This is a genomic window from Streptomyces sp. NPDC017095 (assembly GCF_044332325.1).
In the GTDB taxonomy this organism is placed as follows: domain Bacteria; phylum Actinomycetota; class Actinomycetes; order Streptomycetales; family Streptomycetaceae; genus Streptomyces.
Map to the genome: position 1 here is coordinate 296,085 of NZ_JBIROU010000003.1, position 14,989 is coordinate 311,073.

Here is a 14,989-nt window from a genome sequence, read left to right on the forward strand (position 1 = left end):
CCATGGACCCGCCGGGCCCGGGGATCCCGTAGATCCGCTCTCCAGCCAGCACCGTAGCCGCTGGCACCGCGAACCGGAGCCTCAGGACCGCGAACGTCCCTCTTCGGGGTCTTCGTCCGGGGTGTCCGCGGCGCTCCTCAGCGGGCGCAGCGCGAAGATCGTCGTGTCGTCGTGCAGCCGGTTCCGGCTGTGCCGCAGCACGCCGTCGCGGACCAGGCGGACCAGGCGGTGCGGCTCGGTGCGCTCCGGGTCGGCGCGGACCGCGCGGTCCACCTCGCGGGCCAGCTCGTAGAAGGCGCCGGACCGGTCCCGGGCCTCGGTCACCCCGTCGGTGACCAGCAGCAGCGTCTCGTCCCCGGCCAGCGGCACCCGGTGCACGGGCGGCAGACCGGCCAGGTCGCCGAGGCCGAGCGGCGCCCCGTCGCCGCTGGGCAGCTCGCGGACCCCGGCCGGGCCCACGGCGAGCGGCGGCTCGTGGCCGAAGTTCGCGATCTCCACCGTGTCCGGCGAGTCCGCCGGGAAGCCGAGCAGGACGGCGGTGGCGAACCGGTCGCCGTCGTTGTGGCCGAGCGCGGCGGTGTGGCAGCGGTGCCGCAGCATCCGGATCTCCAGGCGCTCGGCGACGGTCGCGAGGTCCTTCTCGTGGTAACCGGCCTCGCGGAAGGTGCCGAGCAGCGCCGCGGCGGCCTCCACCGCGCCGAGCCCCTTGCCCTGCACGTCGCCGACGAGCACCCGGGCGCCGTGCGGGCCGGGCTGGATGTCGTAGAAGTCGCCGCCGACCCGGGCGTCGACGTCGGCGGCCAGGTACACGCCCGCGTGCGACAGGCCGGCCCAGTCCGGCGGCAGCGGCCGCAGCACGGTGCGCCCGGTGGTGTCGGCGATGTCCTGCATGTGCAGGACCTGCCGTTCCTGGCGGCCGCGCACGAGGGCGCCGAGCGTGGCCAGGAAACCGCCGAGGGCGACCAGGATGAAGTCCGCGAGCCCGGCCTGGTACTGGTCGGGCCAGGCACTGTCCACGAGGACGTACGTCAGCACCGACACCGCTCCGTAGACGGCCGTCAGCCAGGGCCCGCAGATCGCGGCGGCGATGCCCGGGACGAGGACGATCCAGGAGACGATCCGGAACCGCTCGCCGGTGTTGAAGTCCAGCAGGATGATGCCGACGAGCAGCAGCATGGGCGGCAGCCACGCGACGCCCCGCCCGCAGATGCGCAGCAATGGGCGCCGCCGCCCGAACTCCATCTGCGTCACGGCCGGCAGCCCTCCATCAGCCCTCCATTCCCTCAGCGAAGCACGGCGGCCCGCCGCGCGCATCCGGGCACCGGCACCTCCGGCCGCCTCCCGGGGCCGCGCCCGGCCGAGTTGCCGGGCCGGGTGCCCCGGTGTGCCCTGGAAGCCGGGGGCGGATCGGGGACGAGGAGCGACGAGGAGAGAGGAGTGCCCTCATGACGCACGCGGCACCCACGTCCGGCGGGATGTTCCGGCCCGATCACACGCCCGGGGCGGAGGGCCGGAAGACCGGCGCACCCGCCCGCCCGCCCGATGTCTTCGACGAGCGCGCCCACCGGATGGCCCGGCGCGCCGCCCCGGTCGTGCTCGGCCTGCTCTACGGCTACTGGGCCGCGGCCAACCGGCGCTTCGGCGGCCCCGTCACCGGCTGGAACCTGCTGTTCGGGTTCGTCACCGCGCTGGTGTTCGGCGTGCTGCTGGCGGCGCTGCTGACCCTGGCCCCGCGGCTGCGGCGGGAGGTGCACGCGCTGGCGTGGTCGGCGTTCACCGGCGCGGCCTTCGGGTTCCTCTACATCCAGTCCACGCCTCCGGTGTGGCTGGCGGTGCTGATCGCGCTCGTGCTGGCCGCGGGCACCTTCGTCGCGCTCTTCTACCGCTACTACACCCACGAGGACGCGGCGGGGCGGCGCGTCCGCTGAGCAGACGCGTGGCCGGGCGGCGCGTCCGCTGAGCCGGGCAGGACACGCGTGGGCCCCGGCCGGTCCGGCCGGGGCCCACGCGCTCCCCTGTCCCCATCAATCCCACCAGCACCAGGAAACACCCGTCCGGGCGAACCCTCCACCGGAACACCGCCCACCCCGGAGCACCGGGGCGCGGGGCCCCGGTTGCGCTGAAAGGGTTCTTCCGCCGCCCGAACGCGGGCGGCCCGCTCGCGCGGCCGGGTCCGGGGCCGTTGCCTGGAGACGTGCCCCCACGACGCCTCCGGAGCGACCTGTCGGCCGTACTGATCACCCTGTCCTGCCTCCTCGTCCCGTTCGGCGCGCTGGCGGCCTGGGCGGCGTACGGGCTGGCCGACACGGGCCGGTACGTCACCGCCATGGCGCCGCTCGCCACCGACCCGGCCGTGCGGGAGGCCGTCGCGGACACGGTCGGCGACGGCATCCTGCGCGCCGTGGACGCGCACCTGGACGTCCGCCCGGCGGGGGGCCCGGTCCGCCCGTTCGTGCACGACGCGGTGCGCTCCTTCACCCAGACCCGGGCGTTCCGGCTGGCCTGGGACACCGGCAACCAGGTCACCCACGACACCGTGCTGCGCGCCCTGCGCGCGCGGGACGCGCACCCCGTCACCGTCGACCTGGCCCCCGTCACCGCCCAGGTCAAACGCCAGCTCGCCCGCGACCACGTGCCGCTCGCCGCGCGCATCCCGGTGGAGCACACGGCCCTCGCCGTGCTTCCGGCGAGCCGGCTGGCCACGCTCCGGAGGGGATTCCACGTGCTCGAGATCGCCGGTTTCTGGCTGCCGGTGGCGTCCGTCGCGTTCGCCGCCGGCGGGATCGCGCTCGCCGTCCGCCGGCGCCGGGCCGTCGCCGCCACCGCCCTGGGCACGGCCCTCGGCGGCGCCCTGCTCGTCCTCGCCCTCGCCCTCGGCCGGGGCCTGACCCTGGCGGACCTGCCCGCCGGGGTCTCCCACGCGGCGGCGGGCGCGGTCTACGACGCCCTGACCGGCTCCCTGCGCACCACCGCCTGGCTGCTGCTCGGCCTCGGCCTCGCCGTGGCGCTGACCGCCTGGCTCACCCGCCGGCTGCGGCTGCCGCGTCCCGCGCGACACCGGCGAGGACCGTCAGCGCCCGCGCCAGCTCCCGCTCCGGCACCGACCCGAGCCCGAGCCTGACCGCGTCCGGGGTGCGGCCGGGGCCCACGCTGAAGGCCGTACCCGGCGTGACGGCGATCCCGCGCGCCCGCGCGGCGGCCGTAAAAGTGTCGGCACGCCACGGCGCCGGCAGCTCCCACCAGGCGAAACAGGCGGCCGGGTCGGACCGTACGGCGAAGTCGGACAGCTTCTCGGCGACCAGCCGCTGCCGCCGCCGGGCGTCCTGCCGCTTGGCGGCGACCAGCCGGTCCACGGTGCCGTCGCCGAGCCAGCGCACCACCGCCTCCAGCGCGAACCCGCCCGCGCTCCAGCCGCCGGACCTGACCGCCCGCGCCACCGCCTCGACGCGGTCGCCGGGGACGACGGCGAAACCGGCGGTGAGCCCGGGCGCGACCCGCTTGGACAGGCTGTCGACCAGATACGTGAGGCCGGGCGCGAGCGCGGCGAGCGGCGGGGCCCCGCCCTGGTCGAGGAAGGCCCAGATCCGGTCCTCCACCACCGGTATCCCCAGCCTGTGGACACAGTCGGCCAGCCGCCGCAGCCGCCCGGCGCCCAGGGTCAGCGAGGTCGGGTTGTGCAGGGCCGGCTGGAGGTAGAGCGCGGACAGCGGCGTGCCCCGGTGGGCGTCGGCCACCGACTCGGGCACGAGCCCCTCCGCGTCCGTGACGAGCGGGACCAGGGTCAGGCCGAGACGTGCCGCGATCTCCTTGACCAGCGGATACGTCAGCGGCTCCACGCCGACCCGGCCACCCGGCCGGACCAGCGAGGCGAGGGAGGCGGCGATCGCCTGGCGGGCGTTGCCGGTGAACACGATCCGCTCCGGGCCGGTGCGCAGCCCGCCCTGGGCCAGCAGGGCCGCGACCGCCTCCCGGGCCGCGGGGGTGCCGGTGGCGGCGGCCGGCCGCAGCGCCTGGCCGAGCGCGTCCGGCCGCAGCAGCGACGCCAGGGCCGGGGCCAGCAATTCGGCCTGGCCGGGCGCGGCCGGGTAGTTCAGCTCCAGGTTCACCAGCGGGGCCGCGGCCGCCGCCTCGGTGAGGGCGTGCCCCGGCTGTCCGTCCGGCGCGGCGGCCCGCACGAACGTGCCCCGCCCGACCTCGCCCACCACCAGCCCCCGGCGCACCAGTTCGGCGTAGACACGGCCCGCCGTCGACGGCGCGATGCCGTGCCGACGGGCGAACGCGCGCTGCGGCGGCAGCCGTTGGCCCGGGCGGAGCCGGCCGTCGGCGATGGCGGCGGCGATCCGGTCGGCGATGCGCCGGTAGTCGTCCACAAGTCCCCCGTTCCCCGGGTGCGTTGGGATTGCACCGAGAGCAAAGATTTTATTGCACCGACTGCCGGGGCGGCCTAGGGTCGGGGCCATGCCCCCCTTCCTCGCATACGCTGACAAAGGTCCCGAAAACTCCGCACGCGTCCCGCTCGTCCTGGTCCACGGCCACCCCTTCGACCACACGATGTGGCACCCGCAGCTGACGGAGTTCTCCGCCGGCCGCCGGGTGATCGCCCCCGACCTGCGCGGCTACGGCGCCTCGCCCGTGACCCCCGGCTCCGTCCCGCTCTCCCGCCACGCCGAGGACCTCGCCGGCCTCCTGGACCACCTGGGCGTGGACAGCTTCGTCCTCGCCGGCCTGTCCATGGGCGGCCAGATCGTCATGGAGTGCCACGACCGCCTCGGCGACCGGATCCGCGGCCTGGTCCTCGCCGACACCTTTCCCGCCGCCGAGACACCCGAGGGCCGCCGGCTGCGCGACGCCATGGCCGACCGGCTGCTCGCCGAGGGCATGCGGGGCTACGCCGACGAGGTTCTGGAGAAGATGGTCGCGCCGTACGCCGACCCGGAAGTCAAGGCCCATGTGCACCACATGATGACCGCCACCTCCCCGGCGGGCGCCGCGGCGGCCCTGCGCGGCCGGGCCGAACGCCCCGACTACCGCGCGCTGCTGACCCGGGTCACCGTGCCCGCCCTGGTCCTCGTCGGCGCCGACGACACCTACACGCCCGTCGCCGACGCCGAGGCGATGCACGCCGCCCTGCCCGACTCCGTCCTGCACGTCGTCGACGGCGCCGCCCACCTGCCCAACCTGGAGCGCCCCGCGGAGTTCAACCGGGCCCTGGGCGACTTCCTGACCCGGCTGGACGGCCGGCCGTAGCCCCCGGCGGCCGGGAGAGGCACCGCCCCACGGCCCCGCCGGCCGGCGGCAACGCCCCCGAACCCGACCGGAACCACCCCGACCACCCATAATGGGCGCATGCCCCGAGAGTTCCCCATCGGCCTCACCCCTCCCGACTGGCTGGTCCGGAACCTCACCCCCCAGCAGGCGCCCGTCAACCGGGCCGCCGTGGTCCGCGCCGCCGTCGCCATGGCCCTGCCCCTGGCCGCCGGTCTGGCCGCCGGCCGCCCGGCCTACGGCGCCCTCGCCGCCATGGGCGCCCTGTCCGGCGTCATCGGCGACACCGCCGACGCCTACCGCATGCGCATCCTCAACATCGCCGTCCCGCAGCTCTTCGGCGCGCTCGGCGTCACCCTGGGCACCCTGGTGTACGGCCACGGCTGGTACGCGGTGGCCGGCGTCACCGGCGTCGCGCTGGTCTCCGGCATGATCTCCACGATCGGCGCGGTGGCCTCGGTCTCGGGCCTGCTGCTGCTCCTGAACTGCGTGATCGGCGCCGGCCTCCCGTTGCCCGCCCCCTGGTGGCTCGCCCCGGCCCTGATGACCGGCGGCGGCCTCCTCGTCCTGCTGCTGGCCCTGCTGTCCTGGCCGCTGCGCGCCGGCGTCCCCGAACGGACCGCCGTCGCCGCCGCCTACCGCGCCGTCGCCGACCTGCTCGCCACCGCCGGCACCGCCCGCGCCGAGGCGTACGAGGAGGCCCGCCGCGCCGCCACCCACGCCCTGAACGAGTCCTACGACCTGATTCTGGCCCGGCGCGCCCGCCACCACGGCCGCAGCCCGGAACTCACGCGGCTGCTCGCCCAGTTGAACGCCATCACCCCGGTGATCGAGGCCGCGCCCGCCGCCCACCTCGCGGCCCGCCCGCTGCCGCCGCAGTTCCCCGACGCGCTCCGCCGGCTGGCCCGCGCCGTGGAGGCGGACGACAGGACCCTCCCGCCCCCGCGCCTGCCCCTGGCCCTGGCCCTGGCCCTCACCGAGACCGCCCGCGCCGTGGACCACGCCCTGCGGCACACCGCCGAGGTCGTCACCGCGCCCGACGTGGACCCGCGGGGCATCGACGACCGCCTGGGCCGGCCGGCCGCGCTCGGCGTCCGCACGGCGCGCGCCGCGCGCGGCGTCGTCCTCTCCGCCAACTCCTGGCGCTACGGCGTACGCCTGGCCGTCTGCATCGGCACCGCCCAGGCCCTGGTCTCCCTGGTCCCCGTGCCCCGCTCCTACTGGGTCGCGCTGACCGTCACCTTCGTCCTCAAGCCGGACTTCGGCTCGGTCTTCTCCCGCGCCCTGCTGCGCGCCCTGGGCACGGTGGCCGGGCTGGTGATCGCGGCGGTGGTCCTGGCCGAGGTGCCGCTGGGCTGGTGGGACGTGCCCGTGCTGTTCCTGCTGGCCCCGCTCGTCCCGGCGCTCACGCCCCGGGGCTACGGCTACCAGACCGCCGCCATCACCCCGGTGATCCTCCTGCTCTCCGACGTCCTCAACCACCAGGGCACGGCCCTGCTGCTGCCCCGGCTGAACGACTCCCTGCTGGGCTGCGCGATCACCCTGACCGCCGGGTACCTGTTCTGGCCCGAGAGCTGGCACACCCGCGTGGGCGACCGGCTGGCCGACGCGGTGGCCGACACGGCGGCCTACGTCGAGGCGGCGTTCGGCGCCGCCGCGGACCCCTCCGCACGGGCCCGGATGCGCCGCCGGCTCTACCGCGACCTGTCCGTCATCCGCACGGAGTTCCAGCGGGCGTTGACCGAACCGCCGCCGACCGGCCGGCGCGCCGCCGCGTGGTGGCCGCTCGTCGTCGCCGTGGAACGCATCGTGGACGCCACGACGGCGGCCCGCGTCCGCGTCCGCCACGGGGCCCCGCCCCCGTCCGCCGCCGAGATCACGCAGGTGACCCTGCAACTGCGGGAGCTGTCCGACGGCGTACGGCGGGCGCGGACCCTGACCGCCGTACGCACCGACCTCACCGGGCCGGCGGGCAGCGTCCTGGAGCCGCTGCGGCAGGAGGTGGCGGCGGCCCGCTCGATCGCGTCCCCGCATTGACCGTCCGGTACCGCGGGGCCGCTAACCTTACGTGTCCGTCCTGGCCAGCGATCGACGGGCTACAACTCACTGAAGGGTTGCGCACATGGGCATTCTCACTCTCCTGCGGAACGCGTTCGGCCGCTCACGCAAGTCCCGAGCCACCGACCCGGAGGGTGCGAACGAGACCCCCGCACAGTCCCCCGCCCCCGTCCCGGAGCCCCGCCGCTCTCCTGCGGAGCCCGAAACGGAACACGAGTTGGTGGCAGCGGCCTTCGACAAGGTCAAGGCCCCCGGGGACGCAACCACCCCGGTGATCACCCTCGCCCCGAGGACAGACCCGGCCCCGGACGCCGAGGCCCCGAAGCCAGAGGCGGAACCGGAACCGGAACCGCCGGCGGCGGCAGCGGAACCCGAGCCCGAGACGGCGAAGGCGACCCCGGAGCCGGAAACGGCCCCTGCGGAAGCAGAACCCGAGCCCGAGACGGCGAGGACGACCGAAGCCGAGGCGGAAACGACCTCGGAAACGGCGCAGCCCGACGCGGAGCCGGAAACGGCGGAAGCGAAGTCGGACACGGCAGCCGAGGCCGAGCCGAAGACGGCCGAGCCCAAGGCCGAAGCCGACACGGAGCCGGAGGCGACCGACCCCGTGCCCGACGCGAAGCCGGAGACGGCGGAGCCGGCCGAGGCTGTGGCCGGGGCCGTCGCGGACGGTGATGCGGCAGCCGACCCGCAGGCCGCCGACGGCGGGGACACCCCACAGGGGCCACCCGCACCCGACGACGAAACCCGCACGGGTGGTGCGGGTGGGAACACCGACGCCGAAGGCGAAGCCGAGGCGGACACGGCAGCCGAGGCCGAGCCGAAGACGGCCGAGCCGAAGGCCGAAGCCGACACGGAGCCGGAGGCGACCGACCCCGTGCCCGACGCGAAGCCGGAGACGGCGGAGCCCGCCGACGCCGTGGCCGGGGCCGTCGCGGACGGTGATGCGGCAGCCGACCCGCAGGCCGCCGACGGCGAGGACACCCCACAGGGGCCGCCCGCACCCGACGACGAAACCCGCACGGGTGGTGCGGGTGGGAACACCCGCGCCGAAGGCGAAGCCGAGGCGGACGCGCGCACCGACACCCGCGCCGAAGACGACGCCGAGGCCCCCGAGCCCGCCGGCGAGGCGAAGCCCGCCACCACCCTCGCCAAGGTCAAGTCCCGCACTCCCGCCCTCACCGCCGCCTACAAGGCCGCCACGGCCACGCTGGCGAAGACCGGCCTCACCGGCACCCGCGCCAAGCTGTACCTCGTACTGGACCGCTCCGCGAGCATGCGCCCGTACTACAAGGACGGCTCCGCCCAGGCCCTCGCCGACCAGACCCTCGCCCTCGCCGCCCACCTCGACCCCGAGGCCACGGTCCACGTCGTCTTCTTCTCCACGGAGGTCGACGGCACCACCGACCTCACCCTCGCCCCCGGCCACGAGACCGGCATCGACGACGCGCACGCCGGCCTCGGCCGGATGGGCCGTACCAGCTACCACGCCGCCGTGGCCGCCGTACGCGAGCACTACGACCGGCACCACACCCCCGGCACCCCCGCCCTCGTCGTCTTCCAGACCGACGGCGCCCCGGACGCCAAGACCCCCGCCACCCAGGCCCTCACCGAGGCCGCCGGGAGCCACCCCGCGCTGTTCTTCTCCTTCGTCGCCTTCGGGGAGCACGACAACAAGGCGTTCGACTACCTCCGCAAACTGAAGAGCGGCAACACGTCGTTCTTCCACGCGGGCCCGGCCCCCCGCGAGCTGACGGACACCGAGCTGTACGAGGGCGTACTCGCCGCCTGGCGCCCCTAGCACGCCCCTGGCACACCACCCGTCACCGACGGTAGTCACCCGGCCGCCCCTTCCCAGCCAGCGAAACGGGAAGCGGGCGGCCCACCCGTGTCGGCTACGATTTCAAGGTTCGAAACCGCGAAAAAGCAGCGACCTGGGAGCAGCCACGATGGCTCGACACCTCATCACCAGCGCCCTTCCCTACATCAACGGGATCAAGCACCTGGGCAACATGGTGGGGTCCATGCTCCCGGCGGACGTCTACTCCCGCTACCTGCGCCAGCGCGGCCACGATGTCCTGTACATCTGCGCGACGGACGAGCACGGCACGCCCGCGGAGCTGGCCGCCAAGGAGCAGGGCCTGCCGGTGGCCGAGTTCTGCGCGCAGGCGCACGACGCCCAGAAGGCGGTCTACGACGGCTTCGCGCTCGCGTTCGACTACTTCGGCCGCAGCTCCAGCGCGCAGAACGTGGAGATCACCCAGCACTTCGCCCGGAAGCTGAACGAGAACGGCTTCATCGAGGAGCGGGCGATCCGCCAGGTCTACAGCCCGGCCGACGGCCGCTTCCTGCCCGACCGCTACGTCGAGGGCACCTGCCCGCACTGCGGCTACGACAAGGCCCGCGGCGACCAGTGCGAGAACTGCACCCGCGTGCTGGACCCGACCGACCTGATCGACCCGCGCTCGGCGATCTCCGGCTCCACGGACCTGGAGGTCCGCGAGACCAAGCACCTCTTCCTGCTCCAGTCCAAGCTGCAGCACGAGGTCGAGCAGTGGGTCGCCCGGCACGAGGACGCCTGGCCGCAGCTCGCCTCCTCCATCGCCCGCAAGTGGCTGACCGAGGGCCTGCACGACCGGGCGATCACCCGTGACCTGGACTGGGGCATCCCGGTCCCGGCGGACACCTGGCCGGAGCTGGCGGCCGAGGGCAAGGTCTTCTACGTCTGGTTCGACGCCCCGATCGAGTACATCGGCGCGACGAAGGAGTGGGCCGACCAGGACCCGGAGAACCGCGACTGGAAGGCGTGGTGGTACGACGCCGACGAGACCGTCCGCTACACCGAGTTCATGGCCAAGGACAACGTCCCCTTCCACACGGTCATGTTCCCGGCCACCGAGCTGGGCGTGCGCGAGCCGTGGAAGAAGGTCGACTTCGTCAAGGCGTTCAACTGGCTGACGTACTACGGCGGCAAGTTCTCCACCTCGCAGAAGCGCGGCGTCTTCACCGACCAGGCCCTGGACGTCCTGCCCGCCGACTACTGGCGCTACTTCCTGATCGCCAACGCCCCGGAGTCGGACGACTCGTCCTTCACCTGGGAGCACTTCACCGCCACGGTGAACAAGGACCTCGCCGACACCCTCGGCAACTTCGTCAACCGCGTGCTGTCCTTCAGCAAGAAGCGCTTCGGCGAGGAGGTCCCGGCCGGCGGGACGCCCGGCGAGGCGGAGACCCGGCTCGGCGAGGAGATCGCCCGCCTGCTCGCGGAGTACGAGGGGCAGATGGAGGCCCTCCAGTTCCGCAAGGCCACCGCCGCGCTGCGCGCCCTGTGGTCGGCCGGCAACTCCTACCTGGAGGAGAAGGCCCCCTGGCTGGAGATCAAGACCGACAAGGACGCCGCCGCCCTCACCCTGCGCACGGCGATGAACCTCATCCGGCTGTACGCGGTGGTCTCCGAGCCGCTGATCCCGGCCACCTCGGCGGCGATGCGCGGCGCCTTCGCGCTGCCGGACGACACCGCCCGCTGGATCACCGCCGACGAGGCCAGGGCCCTGACCGCCGTCCCGGCCGGCACCCCGTTCACGGTCCCGCCGGTGCTGTTCGCCAAGCTGACGGACGAGGACCTGGAGACGTACAAGGAGCGCTTCGGCGGCGAGGAGGGCTGACCGGGCCCGTTCCTCTCGTGCGGTGAGGGCGCCGGGCCGGCCGGGCCGGCGCCCTCACCCGTCCGCCGGCGGGCCTACTTCAGCACGCCGGCGCCCGTGGTGCCCGCCAGCTCCACCGGCAGGTTCTTCGCGCTGGTCTCCAGGCCCGCGGTGAGCGCCGGGGTCCAGTTCACCGTCGTTTTGATCTTCTTGGAGCTCGCGGCGTTGTACGCGGCGACCAGGTCGGTGGCCGTGCCGTTGACCAGGTTGCCGCCGCCCGCGACCGCGCCGGTGCCGTCGCCGCTGAGCAGCTTGGCGACCTTGCCGCCGGACGGCACCGTCCAGTAGTTGGACTCCGCGACGACCTGCGCGTTCGCGCGGGAGTTGATGCTGTACGCGGGCGCGTAGCCGTCGACGGGCGTCGTGTCGTACCAGTTGTTGTAGATGTGGACCTGGCCGATGCGGGTCAGCGGGGCGCGCTGCACGATGCCCTTCCACACGTTGTGGTGGATGGACACCCGCAGCCTGCCGGTGCTGTCCTTGTCGCTGGAGCCGATCAGCATCGTCTTGTCGTGGTCGGTGAAGCGGTTGCGCTCCACGGTCACCAGGTCGGAGCCCTTGGTGATGTCGAGGGCGCCGTCGTGGATCTGGTACTCGCGGCCGTAGTACTTCGGGTTCGCCTTGTCGAGGTGCGGCGCGTCGGTGAACGTGTTGTGGTCCGCCCAGACGTGGGTCGCGCCGCGCAGGGTGACCGCGTCGTAGTCCGAGTTCCAGTTGCCGTCGTCGCCGTCGGTCGGGTCCCACTGCGGGAAGCAGTCCTCGGTGGCGGAGAAGGCCAGGTTGCGGACGATGACGTTGTCCACGTTCTGGATCTGGAGCATGCCGCCGGTGATCCCGGCGCCGGTGCCGGGCACGCCCACGATCGTGGTGTTCGCCGGCACCTTGAACACGATGTTCTTCGCCTGCTTGGCCTGGGCGGCGGCGCGGGCCTTCTCCTGGGTGCCGGAGGGCAGCTTGGAGCGGCCGTAGACGGCGGGGTCGTAGGCCTTGAGGTAGGCCGGCAGCGAGTAGCCGGTGCCGGCCGCGTAGTCGGCGCAGGTCAGCTTCTTGCCGCTGTCGTCGGTGTTGGCGTCGATCGTGCCCTTGATCTTGATGATGCGGGGCGTGGTGTCGGAGGCCGAGCCCAGCGCCTTCACGAGCTGGGCGCGGGTGGAGACGGTGAAAGTGTGCGCGGAGTCGGCCTTCGCGCCGCCGGTGGTCCCCGTGCCGGAGGCGGCCCAGCCGTCCTTGGCGGGAAGCGTCTGGTGGTACAGGTCGACGGCGTCGGCGTTCGCGTGCATCACGAACACCCCGGCGCCGGCACCCGCGGCCACGACGGCGGCGGACACGGCGAGGAGGCGCCGCCTGCGGAGGGACCGGCGGTGGGAGGGAGCTGCCACGGAGGAAGTCCTTACGGGTCTGTCGAACGTGCCTTACGTTCCCTCAGTGGCCGCCGTGCCGCCGGAGGTTGCCGCGCGCCGCGAGAATAATCGTCCCGTGGACATCCCCGAACCCCATCGCCGGCTCCTCGCGGACGCCGCCTTTGCGGGCGGACCCTTCGGCCTGGTGCTGGCCGGCGGCTACGCCCTCCAGGCGCACGGGCTGCTGTGCCGGCCGCACGCCGACCTGGATCTGGCCACCGAGAGCGCCGACGCCATGGAGCGGATCGCCGCCGCCGTCGGCGCGGCCCTGGAGGCGCGGGGACGGCGGGTGCGCACCGGCGCGGTGACCGCGCGCACCGCGCAGCTGACGGTCACCGACCCGCCGACCGGCGAGCCGCAGGTGCTCGCGCTGCACAAGGAGGCGTTCTGGCAGCCGCCGGAGCTCACCGCGTACGGCCCGGCGCTCTCCCTCGCGGACGCCGTCGGCACCAAGATCCGCGCCCTGTACGACCGGGGCGCGGCCGTCGACCTCGTCGACGCGCGCGCGTGCGCGGCCCGGTTCACCCTGCCCGCCCTGGAGGAACTCGGCCGCCGGCACGCCCACGACCCGTTCGACCTGCCCACCCTCCAGTCCCGGCTGACGGGCACGGACTTCTACGCCGACCGGGACTTCCTGCGCTACGGCCTGGCCGAGGACCGCATCGCCGCCCTGCGCGCCTGGGCCCAGCACTGGTCCGACGACATCGCCGAACGGCTGCTGGAGGACGGCGCCTGTCCGGACACCGACGGCGGCGGACAGGACGGCTGAACGGTCCTACGGCACGGCCCGCCGCCTACTTCGGCTGCGGCTTGCGGATGTCGAGGTGCAGCTCGCGCAGGCGGGACTCCTCCAGCTCGGTCGGGGCGCCCATCATCAGGTCCTGGGCGTTGCCGTTGAGCGGGAAGGCGATCGTCTCGCGGATGTTGGGCTCGTCGGCGAGGAGCATGACGATGCGGTCCACACCCGGGGCGATACCGCCGTGCGGCGGGGCGCCGAAGCGGAACGCGCGGAGCATGCCCGCGAACTCCCGCTCGGTGGTCTCGCGGTCGTAGCCCGCGATCTCGAACGCCTTGAGCATGATTTCCGGCTCGTGGTTCCGGATCGCGCCCGAGGACAGCTCCACACCGTTGCAGACGATGTCGTACTGCCACGCGAGGATGTCCAGCGGGTCCTGTGTCTCCAGCGCCTCCATGCCGCCCTGCGGCATCGAGAACGGGTTGTGCGAGAAGTCGATCCTGCCCGTCTCCTCGTCCTTCTCGAACATCGGGAAGTCGACGATCCAGCAGAAGCGGAAGACGTCGTCCTCGAAGTGACCGGCGCGCTTGGCGGCCTCGACCCGCACCGCGCCCATGATCTTGGAGACCTCGTCGAACTCGCCCGCGCCGAAGAACACCGCGTGGCCGGGCGCCAGGGAGAGCCGCTTGGTCAGCTCGGCGACGTTCTCCTCGGTGAGGAACTTCGCGATCGGACCGGACAGCGCGCCGTCCTCGCCGACCCGGACCCAGGCCAGGCCCTTGGCGCCCAGCGAGACGGCGAAGTCGCCGAGCTGGTCGAAGAACTTGCGCGGCTGGTCCTGGACGGCCGGCACGGGCAGGGCGCGCACGTGCTTGCCGGCGAACGCCTTGAACTGCGAGCCCTCGAAGACGTCGGTGAGGTCCACCAGCTCCAGCTTGGCGCGCAGGTCCGGCTTGTCGGAGCCGTACTTGAGCATCGCCTCGCGGAACGGGATGCGCGGGAACGGAGAGGTGACGTGGCGACCGCCGCCGAACTCCTCGAACAGCTCGGTCATCAGCCGCTCGATCGGCTGGAAGACGTCCTCCTGCTCGACGAAGCTCATCTCGACGTCGAGCTGGTAGAACTCGCCCGGCGACCGGTCGGCGCGGGCGTCCTCGTCACGGAAGCAGGGCGCGATCTGGAAGTAGCGGTCGAAGCCGGAGATCATCAGCAGCTGCTTGAACTGCTGCGGGGCCTGCGGCAGGGCGTAGAACCGGCCCGGGTGCAGCCGGGAGGGGACGACGAAGTCACGGGCGCCCTCGGGCGAGGTCGCCGTCAGGATCGGCGTGGCCATCTCGTTGAAGCCGAGCGCGGTCATCTTCTGGCGGATGGCGCCGATGACCGCCGTACGCAGCATGATGTTGCGGTGCATGCGCTCGCGGCGCAGGTCCAGGAAGCGGTACTCCAGGCGCCGCTCCTCGTTGACCCCGTCCTCGGTGTTGATGGTGAAGGGCAGCGGCTGAGCCGCGCCGAGCAGTTCGACCTCGGCGACCTCGACCTCGATCTCACCGGTGGGCAGGTCGGGGTTCACGTTCTCGGTTCCACGTGAAACCACGCGGCCGTCGACGCGGACCGTGGACTCCTTGGAGATCGTGTCCAGGGCCTCGTACGCGGGGGTGCCGGGGCGGGCGACCAGCTGGGTGATGCCGTAGTGGTCGCGCAGGTCGATGAAGAGGATGCCGCCCAGGTCGCGCCGATTGTGCAGCCAGCCACTCAGCCGGACGTCGGTGCCGACGTCAGAGGCGCGGAGCTGGCCGCAGGTGTGGGACCTGTACCGATGCATCGTC

11 protein-coding genes are annotated in these 14,989 nt (G+C 73.7%); 7 read left to right on the forward strand and 4 right to left on the reverse strand.

The annotated features are described in order from the left end of the window. Positions 1–81: 81 nt before the first annotated feature. Positions 82–1,242: a PP2C family protein-serine/threonine phosphatase gene (locus tag ACH4OA_RS07495; protein WP_397936773.1), complete on the reverse strand. Its 1,161-nt coding sequence runs from the start codon at positions 1,240–1,242 to the stop codon at positions 82–84. Positions 1,243–1,445: 203 nt separating this feature from the next. On the opposite strand from ACH4OA_RS07495, the gene ACH4OA_RS07500 reads away from it, so the two are divergent. Together ACH4OA_RS07500 and ACH4OA_RS07505 are read left to right on the forward strand one after the other, a co-directional pair. Further along, positions 1,446–1,928 (forward strand): hypothetical protein, encoded by a 483-nt coding sequence (locus ACH4OA_RS07500; RefSeq protein WP_397968075.1) that lies wholly within the window; start codon positions 1,446–1,448, stop codon positions 1,926–1,928. Positions 1,929–2,194: 266 nt separating this feature from the next. Continuing rightward, the gene (locus ACH4OA_RS07505) at positions 2,195–3,121 is read left to right on the forward strand and encodes a hypothetical protein (protein WP_397936394.1); all 927 of its coding nucleotides are present in this window, start codon (positions 2,195–2,197) and stop codon (positions 3,119–3,121) included. On the opposite strand, the gene ACH4OA_RS07510 is transcribed toward ACH4OA_RS07505, so the two are convergent. Then, positions 3,021–4,370 (reverse strand): PLP-dependent aminotransferase family protein, encoded by a 1,350-nt coding sequence (locus ACH4OA_RS07510; protein ID WP_397936395.1) that lies wholly within the window; start codon positions 4,368–4,370, stop codon positions 3,021–3,023. The genes ACH4OA_RS07505 and ACH4OA_RS07510 overlap by 101 nt on opposite strands. A gap of 88 nt (positions 4,371–4,458) precedes the next feature. Here ACH4OA_RS07510 and ACH4OA_RS07515 point away from each other — a divergent pair, with 88 nt between their 5' ends. The 4 genes from ACH4OA_RS07515 to metG all read left to right on the forward strand — a co-directional run bounded on the left by ACH4OA_RS07515 (position 4,459) and on the right by metG (position 10,988). Next, the gene (locus tag ACH4OA_RS07515; protein ID WP_397968077.1) at positions 4,459–5,247 is read left to right on the forward strand and encodes an alpha/beta fold hydrolase; all 789 of its coding nucleotides are present in this window, start codon (positions 4,459–4,461) and stop codon (positions 5,245–5,247) included. Positions 5,248–5,346: 99 nt separating this feature from the next. Beyond that, complete coding sequence (locus tag ACH4OA_RS07520; protein ID WP_397968078.1) at positions 5,347–7,302, forward strand: FUSC family protein; 1,956 nt, start codon at positions 5,347–5,349, stop codon at positions 7,300–7,302. An 85-nt stretch (positions 7,303–7,387) separates the two neighbouring features. Beyond that, positions 7,388–9,124 carry a VWA domain-containing protein gene (locus ACH4OA_RS07525; RefSeq protein ID WP_397968080.1) on the forward strand — a complete coding sequence of 579 codons (1,737 nt, stop codon included), beginning with the start codon at positions 7,388–7,390 and terminating at the stop codon, positions 9,122–9,124. 148 nt (positions 9,125–9,272) lie between these two features. Continuing rightward, entirely contained in the window at positions 9,273–10,988 is a 1,716-nt protein-coding gene (gene metG, locus ACH4OA_RS07530; RefSeq protein WP_397968083.1) for a methionine--tRNA ligase, read from the forward strand. Between the two features lie 74 nt (positions 10,989–11,062). On the opposite strand, the gene ACH4OA_RS07535 is transcribed toward metG, so the two are convergent. Then, positions 11,063–12,406 carry a polysaccharide lyase family 1 protein gene (locus tag ACH4OA_RS07535; protein ID WP_397968084.1) on the reverse strand — a complete coding sequence of 448 codons (1,344 nt, stop codon included), beginning with the start codon at positions 12,404–12,406 and terminating at the stop codon, positions 11,063–11,065. 97 nt (positions 12,407–12,503) lie between these two features. On the opposite strand from ACH4OA_RS07535, the gene ACH4OA_RS07540 reads away from it, so the two are divergent. Beyond that, entirely contained in the window at positions 12,504–13,196 is a 693-nt protein-coding gene (locus tag ACH4OA_RS07540) for a nucleotidyl transferase AbiEii/AbiGii toxin family protein (RefSeq protein ID WP_397968085.1), read from the forward strand. Between the two features lie 25 nt (positions 13,197–13,221). Here the strand turns inward: ACH4OA_RS07540 and aspS are convergent, their stop codons facing one another. Beyond that, the gene (gene aspS / locus ACH4OA_RS07545) at positions 13,222–14,985 is read right to left on the reverse strand and encodes an aspartate--tRNA ligase (RefSeq protein WP_397968086.1); all 1,764 of its coding nucleotides are present in this window, start codon (positions 14,983–14,985) and stop codon (positions 13,222–13,224) included. Between the last annotated feature and the right edge of the window lie 4 nt (positions 14,986–14,989).